Raw genomic sequence first — 20,385 nt, 5'->3', positions numbered from 1 at the left:
GTCATCTCATCCATTTACTTATTAGTAAGCCCGCAGACTTAGTTAAATCTTGTGAATCGGTAAAAATAGCTTAAATAAGCTACCTTCGCCCTGTTTACTTATCACTTGGATATGTCCACCCAACTCTTCGACGAAACGTTTGGCATCGTAAGCGCCCACCCCCATACCAGCATTTCCCTTAGTTGTATCAAAGGGTTTAAACAAGCGATTGTCAATAAAATCAACACTCATACCTACGCCTTTATCTTCAACTTCGACCAAACAAGTTTGCGCTTGCAAAGATGCGCGAAGCAAGACCTGACCACTCTCATCACTGGCATCTTGGGCGTTTTGAACCAAATGTGAGAGTACGTTAATGAAGCGTTCTTGATCTCCAACCAATTCAAAATCGGATCCAATTTGATAATCCAACTCCGGTGCTGGTAGGTTACTCACCTTAACCTTTAAAACTTGCTGCAATGCCCGAAGCAGATTAAATGGTGCAACCACAGTATCAATACGTTGTTTATTACTTAAATGCGCAACCACCTTTCTTAAGCGACTGGCAGCCGAATCGACCGTGTCAAAGGCATCGTCGATAAATTCAGGATTATGTTTATGCTTAATGGCATTTTTTGATAACAATTGCAGCTGCGCTAATACGTTCTTTAAATCATGTACCAGGTAGGCCGACATCCGGTTAAAGGTGTCGAATTGCTGACTTTCTGCCAACGCTAAGTTGGAACGATGAAGATTCAAATACACCGCTAACTGGCGGCTAATGGCACGCATTAAGTCGCGATCTTCCCAGTTTACACTATGGATCGAAGTGGGCGGAGATAACAAGATTGCCCCCTTAAATCCGGCAGCAGTACTGGTTGGAATAACATAGGCAAATTTAGTAATTTGCTGCAAATCCAGAGTCGAAACCTTAAATGGAACGACACTAGGATCAGCTTTTAATTCCGCAATATCAACGATCCATTGATGCTCGATAGCTGCCATACCAAGGTGTTCCAAACAAGCCATAATCTGTGAATCATCTTCTCTTAGATTATAACTAGCCTTGACTATAAATCGCCCATTTTCCACGATGGCTAAGCTAGCAAAATGACAATCGAAGGGCTGGTTAATCGCTTTAAGCGCAATCGCATAGGGCGAGATACCGTCATCTTCTAACACCGCAGCAAACTTCATCCATTCTTCACGATACTCATATTTATTGGCGAAGAAGTGCTTTGTGATCTGAACCTTAAGCTGCTTACGCAACTTTTCCGATAAAAATAAACTCACCAGTACCAGCACGCTTAAGGCAAAAAAACCATTCTGGGCAATACTTCCCCAGTCTCCTCCCTCATAACGGAGGTAATAGCCAACCAGCGCCATCATTAGCAGGTAAGCCCCTGCAACTAACAGTAGAGTGCTGTGATAAATCACATCTCGTGAGACATAAATTTTAGTCGACCAACGCTTGACCCGACGCGCACTTAGCAATACCAAAGGGGCGGCCAAAATTGCCACTAAGCCACGTAAGACCCAAAAATCAAAAGAAATACCTGAGGTGATTAACGCATTAGCATACAGTGAAAAATCGAAAGCAAACATGCTTCCCAAACCTAAACACATCGGTTTAATGGTTGGCCGAGCCGTGACATCGATACGTCGATACAACTGCTCAATTAGCCATAGACCCACCACTGCCTGTGACAATTGGCTAATCAGCCAAAACTGATTCAGTGGGACATGAAAAATAGCAGCCAACAACTGTAATAAGGCAATCACCAATAGACCAAGCAATACGCCTTTACGGCGCCAAGAACCTTGCAACAAATTACCAAAACTAAAGCGCGGCGCAATGGTTGCGTATAACAGCAACATCCATAGCCCGTTACGCAAGCTTTCCAAAGAATAAAAATAACCTAAGGCAAATGAAAAGCGCATTTGGGCGGCACCAAGAACGGCCCAAATAAAAGTAAAAAACACCGCTAAACTTAAAGCTTGCCGCTGAAAACCACTCTGCTTGGTCGTCAACAATAACAAGCTAAACAACAAATAAATTATTGCAGCTAAGCTATATCCGAATAGGCCTACAATTATACTCAATCTAAGTCATCCATCTTAGCCCTCAGGGCAGTTATACTGGGTGGTCATTTTAGGTTCGAGATGAAAACCTTTTAATCGCAGCGAACGCGATGTGGCATAATGGGGACAACTCATTCCGCAAAACAACGCGTCAAAAGCTTTAAGCCAAATATCTACTTAGCCATACCAGACTAAAGTGAATTGAATAATGGTTTACTCTCCATTGCGGCTTTGCAGGACTTACACATCAAGCTCTGCCATTACGAGCCCTCATACTCCCTACAACATCCTGTGAGCAAATCAACGCTCACATTGGCCTTCATTTCAACGCAAGATAGAGCCTCAAAGCAAGATTGGGCCGCTCGCCAATAGCGATCCTTCATTCACAGCTAAATAGCCGACGCGAGAAGCACCACTCCATAAAGGGAAAGTCAAATTAGCGACTTTCTCCTAACTCAACAATTTCTTTGCGTTTTTTCTCTATCATTTTGTCTAAGTAACGGATAATTTTAATCTTTCTCAGCACCACTTCTTCCAGATAACTAGACACATCTAATAGATTCGCTTTCATCTGTTGCTCACCAACGGCCATCACTGACACATCGGGAGAAGTTAAGCCATCGCTATATTGGCGACCTAGAACTTGATCAATATTCACACTTGCTTGCTGAGGTGGCGTGCCCTGAAGCGATCCAGACAATTCGCCGCCCATTTCTTCAATGACTGCAGCCACATCCTTGGAACCAATGGTATGCAAATCTTCCAAAAATGCGTATAAAAATAAGCGGTCGGCAAAAATATTGATCTTCCGAGGAATACCTTTGGTAAAGTCGGCAATCTGAACAAAAATATCGTCATCTAATTGTGGGTTTTGTTGCCAACCCACTTGTTTGAGTCGGTGTAAAATATATCCCTGAGTTTGTTCGGCATCAAAGGCCTGTAAATGGCAAGAAGCAATGATCCGTTGCCGAAACTGTTCCATTTCGGGTAATTCAATAATTGGTTTTAACTCTTCTTGCCCAAGCAAAAAACTCTGAAACAAGGGTTTATCATCTAATTGAAAATTAGACAGCATCCGCAACTCTTCAACGGTTTCTGCTGGTAAGTTCTGCGCTTCATCGACTACCAATAACGCGCGCTTCCCTTGCCGATGCAAGCTCAGTAGATACTGCTCAAAGCGTTTTAAAATTTCGGCTTTATTTAAGCTTTCGACTTCAATGGAGAACTGAGCCGCGACTAAGCGGACTAACTCATCTGGACTGAGTCGGGTTGTAGCAATCTGCGCAGCGACGATCGATTCATCAACCGAGGCCAGTAAACTACGAGCAATGGTGGTTTTACCGGTACCAATCGGGCCCGTCACCACAATGAAACCCTCGCCTTGTGATAGCCCATAACGCAGATAAGAGATCGCGCGGTCATGATGAGGGCTCGCAAAAAAGAATTTAGGATCAGGGCTTAGCTTAAAAGGTTTATCGCTTAAACCAAAAAAAGATTCATACATATTTAAAACTGCTTAGTAGCGTTAATTGAAACGCGATTTTCATTATAGTCACGGCCCTCAATACTAGAGCTACGACGAGTGAATTGATAACGATAAATTAGAGAAAAACCTTCGATCAGATCTTGAGTGAGCGACAAATTATAACGGCTATATTTATCGACTTGCTTACCTTTACTGATTCGCTCAAAGCGATAGTAATCATAATCAACTTTAAAAGCCGCTCGAAGCTGACGAGTTAACTTGTGATCTAAACCTAAGCCGACACCGTAAGTTTTATCCTGAATAAAATCAGTAAGCTCAGTCAAACTGGTTCGATCTTGGTGGCGAATTTCAAAATCGATGCCACTACGACGTAAGTCCAAAGCACTATTCCAGCGTAAAGTCTTATTTAATTTTTGCTCTGCAAGAATATCCCCTTCAACAAAAAACCGCCGGTCAAAACTAGTGGGTTCTTCTATGTAAGAAATATCGGTTTTAATCCGTCTGCGTTCATGCGAAAAGGTAAAGTTATAAGCATCACCATAAAACCGTTGGCCATACTCAAATAGCAACTTGGTTCTGCGATTTGGCTGAAGATTCAGCGCTGCGCCGATATAGTCATCATTCTTTTCTCGCTCTAAAGAAAAATTATAGCTCACTTCGAGATAGCTTAATTGAGTTCGAAAATAACGAAGCGCGGGTCCCCAACTTTCAGACTCCCCGACCGTAGATGAGGCATTCACACCTTCGAGGTAGCTTTCGGCATAATAACGTAGAAAAGGACTAAATCCCGAGCGTGGTGGAAGACCTAGTTCGATTTTATATTTCAGAGTTTCGGTTGCAGCAGAATTAGCGCGAGCCTCACGCTTCGAATAAGCGGATTCAACAAGCCAAGTAACGTTCTTTACTTTCTGTCCATTCTTAAATAACAAAGCTCCCTCTAAATCATTGTTATTACCGCGGTCATCTTCATAACGATTAAAAGTAGAAAACACCGCCGTGTTCAAATCAATCCATTTACGAGGGTTAGATTTATATCCTAATGAAAGCTCATGTGAACTGCCTTGTATTAAATCACCAGTCACGACATCAGTTATCGCATTGTCATTAACCTTAGCAGGCATTATATACATCTTTGAGACAAGACCGACCGTAACACCAGTATTGCGGATTTTCTTTTCAGCCATAAAAATAAGATCATGATACAGCTTATTCTTATCTGAATCGTCTGAATTGTAAATTTGCTCAGCTTGGTAGTCGAGCGTCAAACGACCATCATGACCAATAAATTCAGATTCGAGCCCCGCTGTAAATACACCGATTTGTCCTGATCGAGTCGCATCTTCAGTTAAACCAACATTGTCGGTATAAACCAGCTCAGCACTTAGCTTAGGAAGGAAGCTAAAATCTGCTGCCGACACCGACATCGATAAACCAACTATCAGCGCAACAACGATGCTAAGCGCTTTGTTCTTCCTCGTATCCATAGCCATATCCGTAGCCATAACCGTAAGTTCCTGTTTTACCGTGCACTGCTTTATTCAACACATAACCTATCGCCAATTCTTCACTAAATTGGGAAACAGCCGCCTTAATTGCGGCCAACTTCGTTTTGTCTTGTTCAACCACCACCACCGCCTGACCAATAAAATTAGACAGAACCACAGTTTCATTCACCCCAAGAATTGGTGGACTATCGAATAACACGACTCGGTCGGCATAACGACTATTTAACTCTTCAGTCAGAGCACGCATTTTATCACTTGCCAACAACTCGTTACTTAAGTGATGAGGCATTCCTGCCGGCATAATCCGTAAATTTGGGATATTGGTATGATAAATGACATCTGCAATATCATCCGTCTCACCGAGTAAATATTCCATAAGGCCCATATGTTGGCCAATCCCTAAGGTTTTACTCACGGTGGGTTTCAATACATCCGAGTCAATCAGTAGTACTGTTTTATCTTTTTCCAAGGCTAAACTAAGTGCCAAATTAATCGAAGTAAATGTCTTCCCTTCGCCAGGGTTGGCACTGGTGACCATTATCAGATTACTTTTATTACGCGGTATCAAACTTGGATCAAATGCATTTTTCAATAACTTACGCTTAACGCCTCGATATTCATCACTAAGCATTCGAGTCTCTCGAGAACGAACATCGGATAACATCCCTAAGTTTCTTAATACACTTGAGTCAATTTGCAATACAGCCTTTTCGCGAGGCCTTGCATTGGGTTCTTGATTCGGCGGATTCACATCCGCGACAGAGTCTGGAGCTGCAGCATTATTCGACTGCTGATTTTGTTGGGCTTGTTTGGCCAACTTACCCATCGCTTTTTCTATGGTACTCATAAGATCCCAATGCCTCCCAAGATAGAAATAAGCTTATTGTGTAAGCCCGGAAGTAAATTAATGACCATAAACCCAACAAAACAACACAATAACAATATATTTGAAAATACAAATATACGCATTTTTTGCCTTTCGACTTTAATCAAACCAGAGCTGTCGGTGGCAGACACAACCCCGAGCACCGGAAAGCCGGTTTGCTGATATAGCTGCTGAATACTCGATACCACTGGATTAATCTGACTAAATGCCAGAGACAAACCAACACCGGCACCCAAAGCTAAAATCAGCACTCCAATAATAAGCAGTGGCCGCTTCGGTCCAGAAGGCTCTAATGGCACCCTTGGAGCGTCAATCACCCTAAACTTAATATCGTCGGTGGTCTTACCCGCGCTCTCAGAAATCTGAGCACTTTCTCGGCGAGACAACAAGTCTTCATATTTCGACTTAGTAATCTCATAATTTCGATTCAAACCGGTGAGTTTAGCTTCCACATCAGGGACCTGGCGTAACTGGTCTTGTAGATCAGAAACATTGTCTTTATAGCGTTGTTCACGAACATTCAGCGAAGCCACTTCATTTTCCAACTGGCTCACGGTAATTTTCAGATCCTGATAAATCACCGAGTCGGAGGCAATCGCGGCAGGCGTCTGCGCAACGGTTAAAGCACTATCTTTCTGTTTCTGCAAGCCTGCAATTTGTCGCTTAACCTCGATAACATCTGGATGGTTGTCCGTATAACGCAGCAACATATCATCAAGTCGGGTTTGCATTGAGACAATTCGGTCATCGAACTCAGTTCTGACCTTAGCGGTTTGTTGAGATGCTAAACGTTCTTCACTAGCTAATTGAGCCCGAGCCGATGTTAACTTTGTCTCTGCTTCGCTTAACTGTAAACGAGTTTCTTCAAGCTTCTTTTTTACCCCTTCAAGATTACTGTAATAAGTCGATTCTTTACCGGGCAAAAAAGCTGTGTACTCTTGCTTAAAAGCCGCGAGCCGTTTCTCTGCTTCAATCAGGCGCGTCTCATACTCTTCAATTTGCTGATTAATAAAAGAATTCGCCGTATCTGTATCCTGACGTTTTTCACCTAAAGTATTTTCAACAAATACATCAAGGGCAGCTTGCACTACATCACGCACATACTGTGGGGAGTCAGCTTCAAAACTAATGGTGTACAGGTTTTCTCGTTTTGTCTTATCAATGATTATTTTTTCTTTTAAATCATCGAGTAGCTCTTCATATTCAAGCTTATTGTTCACTCTTAAATCTGCGTCACTCGCGCGAACAATTTTTTCCAAATTACTTCTGCTCAACAGAGTTTTAACCATCATTTGCAATTCTTGAGCAGGGTCTGTTTGCAAGGCTAAGCCTTTCAGCAGTGGCTGTAACAAAGAGCGAGTATCCGCATATACTCTTGCTTCGGCCGTATACTGATTTGGCAACAAGGTCACAACAATCCAGCCAATAGGGCAAAGCAACCAAAGTGCAATAATAATATAACGTCGCTTCAGCCATACCCCTCTCAGGTACTGCAAAAAGTCCTCAATAAATTCCTGCATCTAAACCGCTACTCCGCCTAAAACCATGCTTCTGGGATAATAATAATGTCACCAGGCAAAATATCGACATTGGCGTCTATTTCTCCATCTTGAATCAATTTACCAACCGAAATACCGTAAGATCGTTGCTCTCCACTGACCACTCGAACCAAGCGAGCATTATCACCGTCAGCGAATTCAGTTAAACCGCCCACTTGGATCATCACATCCAGTAAGGTCATGTCTTCTCGATAATTGACCGCTTGTGGAGCAGAGGCTTCGCCGATTACCCGAACTTGTTCACTGAACGGACCGACAAAACCTTCTACGGTCACGGTCACAATTGGATCACGGATATACTCAGCCAGTTCAGATTCGACTAAACGGGCCATCTCAGTTGTGGTTTTACCTGATACCTCAAGGTCTTCGACCAGCGGCGCTGACACTTTGCCGTCTGGGCGAACAAAAAAGGTTCCAGATATCTCGGGGTTGCGCCAAACAAAAATGTTCAGTTCGTCGCCCGGACCGATCAAATATTTATATTCCGCGGGATTTTGAGTAAGAGAGGGTTTTACAGAAGCCTCTTGTAAATTAGGTAAAGAGCTTGAGCATGCAGATAGGTAAAAACCAACCACAATAAACGCAAGCGACTTGATAACGACTTTATTAAGTTTTTTCATAGCACTGTCCATTACGCTGAGTGTCCATCAAATAACATTGATTGAATAAATCCTTTTTCCCATGATAGTGCGCGAGCGCTCATCTTGTAAATCTATTGAGTTAAATAGTTTTGATATATCGATATTTATCGTGGTATTAAAACAACTGTAACGCTAAAGTAACATACTCATGAGTAACTATCTGAATTGCTATACAGGGGATTTTTGTAGCTCTACGAGCTAATCTCGGTATACTTGTTCGTCTAAAATTAATATCAATTAATTGGTTTCAAGGAAGAAGCGTGGCTGGTTCGAAGTTTCACAATCTAGATCCTGGTAGTAGAGTCATTATTATTGCCGAATTTTTAGTGCTCATCGTCATATTTGTGTTGGGCGTTGAATTATTGCGTTTTAGCGGGTTTGAGAATATCCCTCCATACGGGGAAGGCACTCTGCTGATGCATTTGCTGGCATTCACTTTCCCGATTCAACTATCGATCCTCTCGGTTGGCTTATACAACCAAAAAATACGCGAGACTTTTCGTGGCGTGATTCGCCGTTTGTTGGTGAGTATTGCTCTCGGCTATTTTATTTCCTCGGTTATTTACGTTGTAAGCCCATTAGAAGTATTACCCGGTAACTTTAGAGAGTTGCTGTATGCAGCAGTGATGATGGCACTAACGGTGGTTCGTTACTTTGCGCTTAAAATGCAATATGAACACATGGGGCGGAAGCGCATCTTGGTGCTAGGTGCCGGAGAGCGAGCCAGCATCATAGAAAAGCGAATGCGCCGCAAATCAGACCGAGTAAGCTTCGAAATGGCTGGATTTGTCCGCATGCCTGGTGACTCAGAAGATGGTATCAAGCGAGAAACAATTCTTGAGCTAGACCGCCCACTGGAGTCTTTTGTGCTGGCGAACGGCGTTGAAGAAATTGTTATTGCTGCCGACGAACGACGTGCCAATCTGCCTGTAGACAGCCTCTTCTTGTGTAAACTGCGTGGCGTAGAAATTACCGATATCATCGACTTTATTGAGCGAGAATCAGGACAAATTGCGGTGAACCTGATTTACCCATCTTGGGTGATATACAGTAATGGCTTTCACTCGACCAACTACTTACGTAGCTCTTTAGACTGGATTTGCAATACCTTCCTTGGGCTTATTGTATTGAGTCTAACCTGGCCTTTAATGCTAATTACAGTGGTAATGATAAAATTGGAAGAAGGCTTTAGAGCCCCAGTCTTATACTCACAAGAGCGGATTGGGCTCAACGGGAAGCCATTTAGTATCTATAAGTTTCGTAGTATGCGAACTGATGCCGAGAAAGATGGTGCAAAGTGGGCTGAAAAAGAAGATCCCCGAGTCACCCGAGTGGGTAACTTCATCCGAAAATATCGAGTTGATGAATTACCACAAATCTACAATGTACTTGTTGGTGACATGGGTTTTGTTGGGCCACGACCTGAGCGGCCGGCCTTTGTAAAGGAATTGGTATTATCGATCCCTTATTACAACCAACGACACAATGTTAAACCCGGGCTGACTGGTTGGGCACAACTTAAATACCCTTATGGTAGTACTGAAGCCGATGCCTTAGAGAAGTTAAAATTCGATCTATATTACATTAAGCATCGCAGCTTTCTTTTAGACCTTTTGATTTTGGTCAGAACTGCAGAGATCATTTTATTTGGTAAAGGCCGTTAATCCGGTGGCATCGCACCAAAACTCGCCAGAACATTCGAAAGGTGTAGTCGAGAGTATTGTTGTATTAGCACTTACGGTAATAGTCAGCCTCTTGTTCTGGCCTGTGATACTCGATATTTGGCGTTATAGTTTCGATGATGGAACATACTCACACGCATTTTTGATCCCCTTTGTCGCGCTTTATGTTCTATATGATATTCGAGAACAGTTGCAATTTCGCAGCAAGCCCAATGGCTTCACCCTAATCTTAGTATTTTTGTTAATGGTGGAGCTCTGTTTATATCTTGGACAAATTAGCCTGCCAGTTCGAGCCTTGCTTCCCTTGGTTTTACTAAGTGCGCTATTAAGCATTTTTGTCAGCCATAAAGGCCTCTATTTATACGCTTTAGTATTTTTATTTATTACGCCCATATGGGGACTTCTCTCCCCCCCCTTGCAGCAGCTATCCACCACTGCAGTCGAAACCATCATGGCATTTACTGGTATACCGAGCTACTTTGAAGGCAACATTGTCTCCATTCCTTCGGGTCAATTTGAGATAGCGAACGGGTGTAGTGGGCTTCGATATTTTATTACCTCCTTGTTTTTATGCCTACTATTTGTCTATTTTAATCTGCGTTCAGCCCGCCGGATATTGCTGTTTTTCATCATTACAATGGCCGGTGCGCTATTGGTTAACTGGATCCGAATTATCACAATCATTTTTATCGGCCATTTAACCAACATGCAAAGTTCGATTGTTGGCGATCACAATAATTTAGGCTGGTATGTGTATGCCCCTTATTTACTGATGATTTTCTATGTTGGAAATTCTCTCGCCAAGAAAGAAGCTAATACCACCGAACACCACCGATTAAGCAGCAAAAAAAATATTGCCTTAAAGCCAATATTCGCAAGTCTGTTCGCCTTAATTTTACTCTCCCCACTGAGTTTAGATTTACCAGTTTTTGATGCAGAAACGCTCAATTCAAGCAATCGAGTGAGAGCATCTGATACCCACGGTCCATTGCAGATCTCAAGGTATAGCGAGCTGCGCTATCAGCTCATTGAACAAAACGATCATCAGCTATCGTTGTGGTATTTTACATTTAGCGGCTATGGCCTAGATAATAAGGCCAGTTACTTTAACAACAGCATCATTCCGGACGGAATGAGAATAGAAACTAAAAAACGAGATGCACAAACCCATAGCATCTACTTTTTAGCCAAAAACAATCAGCCAGCGGTGTTAGTTTATGCATACTTAAGCGCCAGAGGCCTAACCAGCAGCCTTAAGCAACAAAAACAAAATCACCTACTTGCTGCGTTATCAGGCCATAGAGAATCGGCTATCTTGGTCGGATCGAGTTTATGCAACGCGACAGATTGCCGCGACACTCTCGGAACACTGCAACAAATGCTCAGCCAACAAGCAAGCACTCAATACAGAGACTGATATTTTGCAGCCACGGCAGCAATTGAAAACTGATGCTCAACGGTCGTATAGGCTTGTCTACCGACCGTAGAGAGGCAACCTGGAGAGTGAATAACCTGAGCTAATGCCTGTTGCAACTGTCGCGCATTACCGACATCAATTAGCCAACCATTCTGCTGGTCAACAATCACGGATGGTATTGCACCTACACGAGTGGATATCGCCGGGATCCCTCGCGCCATGGCTTCAATTAACACCATTGGCAGCCCTTCAGTATTTGAACTAATCACCAACAGGTCAATGTGACGGTAAATTTCATCCTGCTCTAACACTATGCCGTGAAAGTTAACCGTAACACCTTGGTCTCGAGCCAGTGTTTTTAAGTCTTCTAAACTTGGGCCATCCCCAAAAATATGTAATTCGATAGGACTTGAGTCCGTTTGATTGATAATCGCCACACTCTCAATCAGTAACTCAAAATTTTTCAGCGGGATCAAGCGCCCCACCGCACCAACTTTCAAGGGTAACTCTGGTCCAGTAGGTGCGTGCTTGCAGGTTGCTGCAAGTTGAACCCCATTTTCGATGATCCCAACCCGCCCTGTATTCACCGCAAAACGGCGATATAAAGACCTCCTAGCCGATTCAGAAACGGCAACCACATGTTTTATAAACAAACAAGCGAATAAGATAGCGGGTTTAAATAGGCGTAGCTTAGGACTCGTTTCACCATGCACGATAAAAATCGTTTTCTTAAAATAGAGCATTGGGAAAAGTGGTGCCAGCGCTCTCACAATAGGCGTCGAATGGATGTTAATCGCATCGGCCGCCAGCAATAATTTGAGTGACTGAGTGAATCGAGCAATCAGCCCTCCCCCCACCAATTGCACAGCAATACCATGTGTTTGTAGGAGCGTGTAGTAGGTGTCAGATTTAGCCCCAAAAGACACCACCGTCACTTGGTGTCCGAGCCTCTTCTGCTCAATTGACAGATTCACAACTAAACGCTCAGCACCTCCCATATTGAGGCTACTCACCACATGGACAATTTTCATTTTATACATCTTCTGTTACTGGCTTGACTGGTTAAACAGCTCAATTAGGAATCACCGCCCCTACATAGGTGGTCGATACACGTTTATTTTGATAGAAGTCCACCGCTAAACTTTCGGCCTTTGAAGTAAACTGAAAATCAGCACCCTGCGGCATATAATTTGGATAACTTAGAGTCACTTCAATAAGTTGTGTATCCGCCTCACAAGCACACCACTTCATCCACTCACTTAAATTCGATGAGCGCTGTTTCGCATGAGGTCGCATATCGGTAAAACTAGCAGGCCCAAAGGCCGAGAAATAGCGATTATTATTCGCCTTCGGCCACCCTTGTAAGGACGACAAGCCACCTAATGTGTCATCTTCAAGATAACGAACCTCCAATACGGTGCCATCACGTCGCAAGGATGAAAAAATATTGTTATAGACCGAAATATCCTTGCTAGGTGGACGTTTGGCATCTAACTCTCGGTCTTGAAAACTCAAGCCAAAATAGATCGGTGCATGGTAACGTATTGCAGAATTAAGCACCGTATTATGAGCCACCACAACTTGTTCCGCTGAATAAGCCCCAATCCCCGCACCCTGACTTCCATCAACAATATTATTAATAATACGAACCCGTCTGGCCTCATACATATTAGGATTATCAGTCATATTAAAAAACTGTGGACTGGTATCAAAACCAGCCAAAATGCCCGCTAAGCCAACGTTTCGAATCAAATTTCGCTGAATCAATACCTCATGCGAACCACCTTTTACATAAATACCAGAGGTGGCAATCCCCTTAATCAGATTATCCTGGATCCATAATTCACTGGCATTCACCGCATCAATTGCTTCGGCGTTGCTATTATCTCTTTGGCCAGAACGATAAAATTGATTCCGTTCTATCAACACTTGCCAAACATAAGGATTTATTTTGAGTAGATCTCGGCCACTACCATGGAGCAGATTTTGCGATAACAAGACCTGAGAAACTCCCGAATGAGGTCCTCCTTTCCATTTAGTATGTAAAGACACCGCATAGTAGTAACCACCGCTGATATCTAGACCAATAACTCTCGTACCTTTCGCAGTAAAATCGATACGGATCGCTTGCTGTATTTTTTTTTCGTTAAAAGGAACTTCAATTTTTGCCTGATGTAAGACACTCGATCGCAGGGTAATATTTGGTTTACGGATCCGCACTTGCTCGTGATAAACCCCCGGCTCCAACCAAATTTCATCGCCCGGTCGCGCAACTTTCAAGGCGGCAGCGATTCGATGAAAAGGCTGATCATGGCTCCCGGTTTCCGCAGATTCTGGTGCATTAATATCCACGTACCAAATCTGCCCCGCAGCAATATCGGTAGTTGCCCAAGCCGGGGCCCCTTCCCCCATAGATGCATTTTGCCAAGGCCATAGTGGTGCGGCTTGGGCCTTAAAAAAACCGGCCAATATGACGATCATTGGAACCAATAGACTTCGTTTCATTCGCATCCCCTAGCTGGTAGTCTTGACTCAGGTATTGGACGATAGCGCCATAATTTGCGCCTTCAAGGCCGCTTCATCTTTATTGCCATCCACGGAAATTCTATCAATATTAAAACGATTACTCTCACTTAAGAAATAATTAGCCTCACCATAAAATGAAAAGGCCGCTTTATAGTGAACATTTCGAGCCAAGGTTTCGGAAACACCATTAAAACTACCACTATTTCCCACCGGATAAGCCACTAAGTTTACGTCGTGAGCAGTGGCCGCAGCTATACGCTGTTTTGATACCGCCAATTGGCGCATTTGTTGCTCGTCGCTAAGGTGAGCCAAAATAGGATGGTCGATGGTATGTGAGCCAATACTCATTCCCGCATCAGACATTTCTTTCAACTGTTGCCAATTCGCGAACAGAGTCACTTCAGGGATGTCTTTCACCCCACATAACTGACGCAGCTGCGCCAATTTATCACTCATAGGCAACTGTTTATCTTCTTTAAAGGCTTTGAGCACCTTACGGATATTAAGTTTTAAGTCTGCGTTGGATAAATCCACCTTCTTGCGCCAATGTTCAAGCTTGATACTCGATAGTTTAGTATGCCGAATCAACCAAGCTATCTCATCCCACCAAGCAATCGACTTTCCTTCAGCAAAGTCTGTAACCACAAAAAATACTGCCGACAGCTGATGCTTTTTTAATATCGGAAACGCACATTGATAGGCGTCGATATAACCATCATCAAAAGTAATCAAGGCGTAAGCACGGTCCAGAGGTTGGTCATCTTCCAGTAAAGCCAATAGATTCGCCTCCGAAATCAAGGTGAAATTGGCTTTTAAAAACACCAACTGCTGCTCAAATACTTCGGCGGTACAGCTATATATGTTCGGATCGAAGTCGGTGCCAGCAGCATCACCAATACGATGATAGTTAAACACATATAAGCCATTTTGAGGAGTCTTCCAGCGCCGTCGTCGACAGTTAAAAAATCTAACTATAGACTGTTTACACAATGCCCTAAGCAAGGCTATCACCGCTGCTTGCTAAGGTCTTATAATTTGGCGCTGCAACTAAGAAATCACGATACTGATGAGGATCGCCAGTTTTACCCGCTTCCGCCGCTTTGGCAATATTATACATTTCGCGGGCCGACACATAATGCAAGACATAGTTATGGCCATCATTATATTCTTGCTCTAGGTAATCACACATCTCATCAAAAGGCTGACCAAGTAAAGTTGGCATATCGGCTTCTTGCGTACCGTGAGTATGTATTTTAATAAAGCGCCATTCCGGCCGTCCCTGAACATGAATATTCGACTTCACCCATAAATCGACTCGATCCTTGGTCGGTTTCATGCTCGTCCGAATATCTGAATTTTCAATTTGCGGAAAAATACCTTTTTTACGCACTTTCCAATTTAAATCCAAGGGGCCATTGATCAACATCAAATCGCCCCACATCTTGCCACCCACTTTCACCATTTGGCCTTTATTATGCGATTTAGCAGCATGCGGATCATCCTTAGCATAATAAATAGAATTTACCGTCGCAGGTTGCGTAGCACTCGGTGCCGAAGGAAAGGTATAGTCAACAAAACAACCGGTTTCTTTAAGGACGATTAATTCATCATCAACACCACATAAAATGCCATCGGGATGAGAATTATCCAAACACCAATTCCCATGAATAAAGGCATACTGAAGCTTTCCGCTCGCTTCACTACGCATAAATGCGCCATGCTGTTGATGCAATAATTCGGTAAATCCTTCCAGTGTTTTACGCAAATTGTCACTGGTATCATCATGGTGATGTAAATGAACTTCAATCTCACCAAAACCCCGAGCGCATAAGTCAGCTATTTTGGCTAAGTGTTCAAAACGGTATTCTTCTTCTGGATAGAAAAATGAATGTTTTGGATGACATCCGTCTGCATCCTGATGTTTACCCGCCACTTTTGGGTAATCATGAAACCAGCGGTCAACTCTGGCTCGCTCTTGTTCTAAACTGATATTTTTGCCCCATTGCGGCTCATAATGATCAACAAAGCAAAATAAAATATGAGTTGGCCCTTCAAAGTGAGCCTTAGGCTTCAATTTAAGCTTTAGGTAATGCGCTAACCACAGATGCATTTGCTTCTTACGAATGATCAACAAGACCGCCGCTACAGCAAGTAAAATGAATAACAAAATTAAAGAGATAATCACCGTGACGTCCTTTGCCAAGTTCCTTGCACATTTTTAAATAAGAAAGCATAAAAGCCTTTCAATAAAGCTGTATTCATCGCCACAAAAAAGGTCAAAAAAGCAATGCTCCCGGGCAGCTTTTTGCCTTGTTTACTGCGGCTATTTCCCCATGCCGCGACGGTATAGACGAACAGTTGCAACACTAGCAGCAACAGATAAAGTGGCTGACCAATGAGCAGTAAGTTACTCACCAAAGCAATTAACATAAAGTGCGGCGTAAACCAACGCAGTACTTTATGGCTAAAATAAGTAAAACACCGAGCCCCTCGTAAGGGATTTAAAGCCCATAAGCAACGATTAAAAGCTTGATAATTACCGGTACCAATCCGAATTCGGCGATTTTCTTCTTCCTTTAAAGAAGGCGCAACCTCTTCATAAGCCACCGCATTGGGCTCGTAAATCACCTGCTTACCAGCCTTAGAGACATTCATGACAATCATGAAGTCGTCAACAATAGTGTTCGCTGGTAAAACTTGATAGAAGCGTTTAGCCATCGCATAAATCGCCCCATTGGCTCCCAGTAAACCACCTAAACGAGATTCATGAAACTTCAGCATTTGCTCATAACGCCAATAAATCCCATCTTTGTTATCCGCAGACTCCGAATCCACTAAATGAAGTTCTCCGCATACCGCGCCGACCTCTTGCCGATCAAAATGCCTCACCAAGTTTTCAATCGCATCAACTGCAAAATCAGTATTGGCATCAGACATCACCAAAATTTCATCTTCAGATTGATCAACCAGGTCATTCAGTACATTTATTTTACCGCGGTTTTGTTCAAAGATATGCGCTTGAAAATGTTCGGCTTCAACGGCTCTTAAAATAGAGTTGGTCTGATCGGTACTACCGTCTGAACCAATATGAATCGTCAGTTTATCTTGGGGATAACTGAGCTTTAACAGATTGTCGATCCGCTGAGCGAGGCACTGCTCTTCGTTGTAAGCGGCGATAATAATCGATACCGAAGGCCATTGTTTCGGTTCGTAAGAGCGTCGCTCATGACGTCGCCAAAGATAGCGCGTGTCTCGAACAGCTTGCTTTATGCCGCTAAAAAGCAACAATAACAAGGGATACAACGTATAACCATAGACGATCAACGCGACTGCTAACCAAAATACCAGTTCCATTTATTCTACAGCCTCATTTTCGGCTTTATGGTAAACCTTCGCAGGGATCCCCAACATAGTCGCTCCCCGAGGAGCACTTTTTGTAAGGACCGCATTGGCGCCGACTTTCACCAGATCTTCAAGCTCTAAATCACCCACAATTTTAGCGCCCGCACCCACAAAAATATCATTCCCCAAGCGCGGTGACTTGCCCTTTTCATCCCCAATCACAACGCCACTTTCCAAAGTGATATTTGCACCGCCACTCACCTTAGAATTAATCACGATACCAACCGGATGCATGATCACAAAGCCAGGGCCAAACTCTGCACCACTACCAATCACACAGCCATTGAGAAACTTATTCAACCATTGAAAAAAATAAGCAAGCAAGGCTAATTGGTGAGTCGCACACCAGCGCATGGTTCGGTAAATAATATTGGCGCTAGAACCATCCGCCATCACAATGCGCAACATACTGGTTGGTGCCCCATCATCGGCAAATATTTGTTGCTTACGTCGAAAGTCTGCTTTTAAAAATTCCATCATTTCACCAAAGTCAGTAGTTGTTCAGCGTTATGCCGCCATTGTCTTTCACGCTCGATATATTGCCGCGCATTGCGCCCCACCAGGGCCTGCTCTTCGGCCTTCAGGGACAAATCTAACACCCGTTCAACACAGGCTTGACGCTGATTAGCTGGAAATAACCAACTGGTTTCACCATCGGCAACCACTTCGGCGATTGGCGTAAAGTCTGGCGCAACCATCCCTTTGCCCATGGCCATAAACTCAAATAATTTCATCGGTGAACCATAATCATTTGAATCGGGCAAAATACCATAGTCCATCGCCGACAAATAAACTGGAACCTGATCATGGGCCACTCTCCCCGGCAATATAATTTGTTGCTCCGCCCCCGCGCTGGCAATCCGCTGCTTTATCGACTCATAACAAGCGCCATCTCCAACCAGTAATAAGACGATATCAGGGTAATCTTTTAATCGTTCCGCGATCATATCAACAAACCAGTCGATACCATGCCAATGGACAAATGCGCCGACGTAACCAACGACCACCTTATCTTCAATATGTAGTTGTTGGCGTAATTGTTGTGCCGCTTGCTCATCAATGACAAATTGGTCTAAATCAGCCGCATTAGGAGAGACAACCGAAGGAGCAATATTAGGATAAGTATCAACCGCGACCTGCTGAAAACGACTGGAAATAAACACCAAACCAGTCGCATGGCTAAATATCCATTGCTCCACCCGCTTCGCCAAACTTTGAAAGAATAAATGGCGAACCCGATGCACTAAGCAGGAATCGTTAATTTCCAAAATAATCGGCAGATGGTGACGCTTCGCCCACCAAACACTCGCAAACATAAATAAGGAATAACGTTCATAGATCAGTTCAACCTTTTGTTGTTTAACGGTCTTACGTAAACGCCACCAAGCAATAACATTAAACCCCAGCTCAAATAGCTCGAATACAAACTCAGGGGTATATTTAGTCAATTCGGTGATGCGGGTAAATAATCCGCGTTTCGGGGCGGCAGGTTGTTCCGTCGCAGAAGGCTCTGGCTCGTTGTTGGTGGGTAATTCCTCTTCGGGGTCGGCCCCAGGCAGAGAGAGGATCTTCACTTGATGACCAAGCTCACGTAAACCTTTGACCACACCCCGAATATGCACCCCTTCAGCGCCTCTTCCTCGCGTTCGGTGATGAAATAAAATGTTCATTTTTATGAAGCTCTCCCTAGCTTGCAGCAACGGATAAGTCCTTGCTGAGAATACGCTGACATTAGCAAAATTAGTCAGAAAATGTTATTAATTACAGAGAATTATTCGGTCTGTCCCCTACACCATATTTTTTGCGTAAAGGCCAAACAAGCTTAGTCCTCCGCTTGGCTAAGCATGCTCAACAGCTGCTGCTGGTTTCGTTGCCAAGTAAAAGGTGCAGCACAAGCTTTTATCGCCTCTTTATCCCAACTTTGCTCCAATATCGTCTGTAAGCCTTTCGCTACAGCCTCAGTATTACGAGGCTCGACTAAACAACCGCATAAAGCAGGGTTAAATATTTCTGGGATCCCACCCACTTTAGTCGCCAACACCGGAGTACCGGAAGCCATCGCCTCAAGCACCACATTTGGCACCCCTTCGGCATAACTGGGTAAGGCCAATAATTTAGCATGACCTAACCACTGGGGGAGTTCCTCATGCGCAACCGCCCCCAAAAAAACCACCCGTTGAGTTAAACCCGCCTCTGCAGTCATTTGTTGCAATTTTGCCAGCATCCCCCCACTGCCAGCATAAACTAATTTAAGCTCAGCAAATTGCTCAGCTATCGCCGTAAAGGCCTGCAATAATTCCACCACGCCCTTATCATGCTTTAAATTACCAATATACAATAAGTAATCATCGGCCATTTTTGCTGGCAAGCACTGGTCAAACAACTGATGGTTGACGCCGTTATAAATGACTTTCACCTTTTGTTCTTCAATCCCCAAGCTCACCAGTTTTTTTGCCAAATCTTGGGATACGGATAAGATCGATATCGCTTTATCGGCCGCGGCCTTGATCTGTTTTGCTCGGCCCGGATAAGACCCTAGCTGGTTAATGTCAGAACCATGAACTTTAAAGAAAAAGGGGAGCGAAAATAACCGCGCAAGCCAACTACAAGCAACCGCATCAGGAAATGCCCAGCATGCCATGAGCTGCTGAGGTTTAAATTTGAATAACCATAAGCCACTGTGTATCAGCAGTGACAAAAACATAGTCACGCTATAAAAGCGACGGCCAATTTTAGGTGTATAAAAATATGGGCAATAGCGCAACTCGGTGCTTTGTTTAATCTGTCGACGATTTCGCCACCAATCGGTAAATGCAACCGGAACCAAGATCGCCAACTGGTAATCTTGCTGCAGTAAAGCAAACTGCTGATAGTTAAACTTGCCCCGGTTCGGTTCCCAAGGCAGTGGATACAAATTCGTTACCATAACCAATTTCGGCTTATCTATCGTCACTTCGTTCATCCATCTTTGATTGACCCAAAATCCATTTTTTATATCCACGCTCAATGAATAAAATCGGTTGCTCGCTAGTTAGCAATACCCGCTTTTTACCCACTGTTGTTAAAATAGCATAAATAACCAAAAATTCGATGAACAAACAGTAACATCGACCGCCTCATGAGTCACTCGTAGCAGGGTTAGTTTCCTCTTTAGGAATCAATCGATAACGAACATTGCACTCACGCGCTCTTCAAAGATCAGCGGATGCGAAAGTAAAGT

16 protein-coding genes are annotated in these 20,385 nt (G+C 43.5%); 2 read left to right on the top strand and 14 right to left on the bottom strand.

Annotated features, from left to right (window positions below):
• Positions 1-42: 42 nt before the first annotated feature.
• The 6 genes from prsK to ACRRS0_RS03470 form a co-directional block, all read right to left on the bottom strand.
• Entirely contained in the window at positions 43-2,082 is a 2,040-nt protein-coding gene (prsK, locus tag ACRRS0_RS03495) for an XrtA/PEP-CTERM system histidine kinase PrsK (protein WP_432454606.1), read from the bottom strand.
• A gap of 415 nt (positions 2,083-2,497) precedes the next feature.
• Complete coding sequence (locus tag ACRRS0_RS03490) at positions 2,498-3,565, bottom strand: XrtA/PEP-CTERM system-associated ATPase (protein WP_432454607.1); 1,068 nt, start codon at positions 3,563-3,565, stop codon at positions 2,498-2,500.
• A gap of 2 nt (positions 3,566-3,567) precedes the next feature.
• A complete protein-coding gene (locus ACRRS0_RS03485) occupies positions 3,568-5,031 on the bottom strand; it encodes an outer membrane beta-barrel protein (RefSeq protein ID WP_432454608.1) in 1,464 nt (487 codons plus the stop codon).
• The gene (locus ACRRS0_RS03480; RefSeq protein WP_432454609.1) at positions 5,003-5,899 is read right to left on the bottom strand and encodes an XrtA-associated tyrosine autokinase; all 897 of its coding nucleotides are present in this window, start codon (positions 5,897-5,899) and stop codon (positions 5,003-5,005) included. Before ACRRS0_RS03480 ends, ACRRS0_RS03485 begins: the two co-directional genes overlap by 29 nt.
• Entirely contained in the window at positions 5,896-7,458 is a 1,563-nt protein-coding gene (locus tag ACRRS0_RS03475) for an XrtA system polysaccharide chain length determinant (RefSeq protein ID WP_432454610.1), read from the bottom strand. The genes ACRRS0_RS03480 and ACRRS0_RS03475 overlap by 4 nt, the downstream gene beginning before the upstream one ends.
• A gap of 17 nt (positions 7,459-7,475) precedes the next feature.
• Positions 7,476-8,117, bottom strand: coding sequence for an XrtA/PEP-CTERM system exopolysaccharide export protein (locus ACRRS0_RS03470; protein WP_432454611.1), 642 nt, complete (start codon positions 8,115-8,117; stop codon positions 7,476-7,478).
• Positions 8,118-8,398: 281 nt separating this feature from the next.
• On the opposite strand from ACRRS0_RS03470, the gene ACRRS0_RS03465 reads away from it, so the two are divergent.
• Together ACRRS0_RS03465 and xrt are read left to right on the top strand one after the other, a co-directional pair.
• Positions 8,399-9,802, top strand: a complete 1,404-nt coding sequence (locus tag ACRRS0_RS03465) for a TIGR03013 family XrtA/PEP-CTERM system glycosyltransferase (protein ID WP_432454612.1) — start codon at positions 8,399-8,401, stop codon at positions 9,800-9,802.
• A 4-nt stretch (positions 9,803-9,806) separates the two neighbouring features.
• A complete protein-coding gene (gene xrt, locus ACRRS0_RS03460; protein ID WP_432454613.1) occupies positions 9,807-11,237 on the top strand; it encodes an exosortase in 1,431 nt (476 codons plus the stop codon).
• Here the strand turns inward: xrt and ACRRS0_RS03455 are convergent.
• From ACRRS0_RS03455 to ACRRS0_RS03420, 8 genes are all read right to left on the bottom strand, one after another.
• The gene (locus tag ACRRS0_RS03455; protein WP_432454614.1) at positions 11,222-12,268 is read right to left on the bottom strand and encodes a glycosyltransferase family 4 protein; all 1,047 of its coding nucleotides are present in this window, start codon (positions 12,266-12,268) and stop codon (positions 11,222-11,224) included. The two genes, xrt and ACRRS0_RS03455, sit on opposite strands and share 16 nt — an antisense overlap.
• A gap of 40 nt (positions 12,269-12,308) precedes the next feature.
• Complete coding sequence (locus tag ACRRS0_RS03450; RefSeq protein ID WP_432454615.1) at positions 12,309-13,742, bottom strand: right-handed parallel beta-helix repeat-containing protein; 1,434 nt, start codon at positions 13,740-13,742, stop codon at positions 12,309-12,311.
• A gap of 27 nt (positions 13,743-13,769) precedes the next feature.
• Positions 13,770-14,678, bottom strand: coding sequence for a polysaccharide deacetylase family protein (locus ACRRS0_RS03445; RefSeq protein WP_432454616.1), 909 nt, complete (start codon positions 14,676-14,678; stop codon positions 13,770-13,772).
• Between the two features lie 79 nt (positions 14,679-14,757).
• Positions 14,758-15,948 carry a hypothetical protein gene (locus ACRRS0_RS03440; RefSeq protein WP_432454617.1) on the bottom strand — a complete coding sequence of 397 codons (1,191 nt, stop codon included), beginning with the start codon at positions 15,946-15,948 and terminating at the stop codon, positions 14,758-14,760.
• Positions 15,945-17,117, bottom strand: coding sequence for a glycosyltransferase family 2 protein (locus ACRRS0_RS03435; protein WP_432454618.1), 1,173 nt, complete (start codon positions 17,115-17,117; stop codon positions 15,945-15,947). Before ACRRS0_RS03435 ends, ACRRS0_RS03440 begins: the two co-directional genes overlap by 4 nt.
• Positions 17,118-17,645, bottom strand: coding sequence for a serine O-acetyltransferase (locus tag ACRRS0_RS03430; protein WP_432454619.1), 528 nt, complete (start codon positions 17,643-17,645; stop codon positions 17,118-17,120).
• Complete coding sequence (locus ACRRS0_RS03425) at positions 17,642-18,835, bottom strand: glycosyltransferase family 4 protein (protein WP_432454620.1); 1,194 nt, start codon at positions 18,833-18,835, stop codon at positions 17,642-17,644. Before ACRRS0_RS03425 ends, ACRRS0_RS03430 begins: the two co-directional genes overlap by 4 nt.
• A 152-nt stretch (positions 18,836-18,987) precedes the next feature.
• On the bottom strand, positions 18,988-20,127 hold the full coding sequence (locus ACRRS0_RS03420) for a glycosyltransferase (RefSeq protein WP_432454621.1): 1,140 nt from the start codon (positions 20,125-20,127) through the stop codon (positions 18,988-18,990).
• Between the last annotated feature and the right edge of the window lie 258 nt (positions 20,128-20,385).

The sequence above is a fragment of the Agarivorans sp. QJM3NY_29 genome, from assembly GCF_050870835.2.
In the GTDB taxonomy this organism is placed as follows: domain Bacteria; phylum Pseudomonadota; class Gammaproteobacteria; order Enterobacterales; family Celerinatantimonadaceae; genus Agarivorans.
This window is presented reverse-complemented; position numbering and strand designations above follow the sequence as displayed.

Coding starts and splice junctions, on each gene's coding strand:
- ACRRS0_RS03490 (WP_432454607.1), bottom strand. CDS start 3,565: ATGTATGAATCTTTTTTTGGTTTAAGCGATAAACCTTTTAAGCTAAGC.
- ACRRS0_RS03485 (WP_432454608.1), bottom strand. CDS start 5,031: ATGGATACGAGGAAGAACAAAGCGCTTAGCATCGTTGTTGCGCTGATA.
- ACRRS0_RS03480 (WP_432454609.1), bottom strand. CDS start 5,899: ATGAGTACCATAGAAAAAGCGATGGGTAAGTTGGCCAAACAAGCCCAA.
- ACRRS0_RS03475 (WP_432454610.1), bottom strand. CDS start 7,458: ATGCAGGAATTTATTGAGGACTTTTTGCAGTACCTGAGAGGGGTATGG.
- ACRRS0_RS03470 (WP_432454611.1), bottom strand. CDS start 8,117: ATGAAAAAACTTAATAAAGTCGTTATCAAGTCGCTTGCGTTTATTGTG.
- ACRRS0_RS03455 (WP_432454614.1), bottom strand. CDS start 12,268: ATGAAAATTGTCCATGTGGTGAGTAGCCTCAATATGGGAGGTGCTGAG.
- ACRRS0_RS03450 (WP_432454615.1), bottom strand. CDS start 13,742: ATGAAACGAAGTCTATTGGTTCCAATGATCGTCATATTGGCCGGTTTT.
- ACRRS0_RS03435 (WP_432454618.1), bottom strand. CDS start 17,117: ATGGAACTGGTATTTTGGTTAGCAGTCGCGTTGATCGTCTATGGTTAT.
- ACRRS0_RS03430 (WP_432454619.1), bottom strand. CDS start 17,645: ATGATGGAATTTTTAAAAGCAGACTTTCGACGTAAGCAACAAATATTT.
- ACRRS0_RS03425 (WP_432454620.1), bottom strand. CDS start 18,835: ATGAACATTTTATTTCATCACCGAACGCGAGGAAGAGGCGCTGAAGGG.
- ACRRS0_RS03420 (WP_432454621.1), bottom strand. CDS start 20,127: ATGAACGAAGTGACGATAGATAAGCCGAAATTGGTTATGGTAACGAAT.